The following is a 1,803-nucleotide window of genomic DNA, read 5'->3' as shown; positions in this document are numbered from 1 at the left end:
TTTCCGCCGCCCAGCAGAGAAAAGTCCGACCGGATGATGTCTGCCCCAACGCTGATCCGGTGATTGCCCGCTTTGCGCTGTAGGCGGTGCGTGGTCTGCCATGTCTCTTCCAGATCGTTGAACACAAAGCCGGGATGGCCGGCCACACCGACGGTCAAGCCAGAGGGGTCGCGGATGGCAACTTGCGGCCCGGCTGGTCCCTTGGGCTTGCCATAATCCCAGCGAAAGCGACTGAACTGCACGGCGCCGTCATAGCTCCAATCATCGCCTGCATAGCTTGCGGTTGCCGCAACGACGGTTGATAACCGGTCCTGATCCGACCCGGCGCTGGGGAATGTCACATTGCCGCCGCCCAAACCGCCGCCGGGACGGTCGATCGTGACGCGTCCGATATTAGCGCGCAAGCCGACGGTCCAATCGTCATTCAACCGGTGGTCAAGCCGTAATGAACCAAGATAGAATTCATTGTTGCCGGTCACATTGGCAACCGTACCAAGTGCTGGCGCATCGACTATCTGCTGGTTGCGATCACGCGTATATTCAAAATTTGCATAGAAAAAGGTGCGGTCCTTGACGATCGGCCCGCCAATCCTCGTGCCGGTTTGATAGCGCTCAAAGCTCTCTCCCACAGCATTGCCGGACAGGTCACGCCGTGGAAAGGCTGAGCGCGAGTCTAATGGTCTTCCGGGGCGAACCAGCGCGTACACTTCGCCGTGATAGTCGTTTGAACCTGACGGTGACGTGTAGTTGACGATACCATTGGGGGTGCGGCCATAAGCAACCGTGTAGCTGTTGGCGAGCACCGTTACTTCGCGCGTAAAGCCGAGTGGCACAGGGAATTTGGGGCCGCCAAGGAAATTTTCGTTATTGTCGAGCCCGTCGATCAGATAATTGGTATCGAGCCCGTTCGAACCGTTGATCGATATGCCGGGCGCTTCGGGAAAGAAGCCGGTGGACGCCACCACATTGGGCAACCGAACCAGCGCACCAATCACGTCACGGCCTTCAACGGGCAATGCTGCCAGTTCCTTATTGGAAAGCGATGCCGAAATCTCGGCGTTGACAGTATTGATGCCGGTGATGGCGCGCGTGCCCGTCACGATGATTGCGGTGCCACCAATACGGTTCAGACGCAGTGTCACGCTCCGCGCAAAGTTGGACCGCAGGGCTAAAGGTTCAGCTTGTGTGGCTTCGTAGCGATCCGAAGCTGGCGCAGATACCGTGTACCGACCTCCTGTAGTCATCGCCTCAAGTCTGATCAATCCCTGGTCATTGCTCCGTTCAATCCGGCGCAGGCCGACATCCTTGTTCTCTATAACAATTTCGGCACCGGGCACTGGCATACCGGTCTCTGCATCGACGATGGCGATTTGCAGGCCTGCCTGCTGGGCGACAGCAGGAGATGCAGCGGCAACGGCAAGCACAGCAATGGCGCTGCCAGGAAACAAACGAGGCGATAAAAACAAGGTAAATCTCCGATGACGCTGGCAAAACATGGCGCAGGCAAATGCCCGACTATTTCCGGTTGGTCGTCAGCGGCGCTCCATTCTTACATTTCGCGAGAACAAAATTTAGCGCGCCAGCCATTTTGCATCAACGCTGAGCGTATCTTCATCACGGAAAGCCAAGAGTACGAGCGTGGCTGCTGCCATTCCAAGCGAGGGGAAAAACAGTATCTGGCTGTCCTCGCGAGTCAGAAGGTAGAGACCTAGCGGATCGAGCAGATATTTCCAGATGGCCAAAGCACCTGTCACGAGCACCACCGCTTGCGCAGCATAGCTATATTTGCGCCAGAGACCCAAA

Annotated in this window: 2 protein-coding genes; both read right to left on the bottom strand. The window is 57.0% G+C overall.

Translation table 11 applies throughout. From position 1 onward, the window contains the following. A partial coding sequence (locus ACEW72_RS02155; RefSeq protein ID WP_373474737.1) for a TonB-dependent receptor plug domain-containing protein occupies positions 1 to 1,466 on the bottom strand: 1,466 nt, incomplete at its 3' end. Positions 1,467 to 1,571: 105 nt separating this feature from the next. Further along, on the bottom strand, positions 1,572 to 1,803 hold a 232-nt coding region (locus tag ACEW72_RS02150; RefSeq protein ID WP_373474736.1), incomplete at its 5' end, for a hypothetical protein.

Source organism: Sphingorhabdus sp. (assembly GCF_041737645.1).
In the GTDB taxonomy this organism is placed as follows: Bacteria; Pseudomonadota; Alphaproteobacteria; order Sphingomonadales; family Sphingomonadaceae; genus Sphingorhabdus_B.
This window is presented reverse-complemented; position numbering and strand designations above follow the sequence as displayed.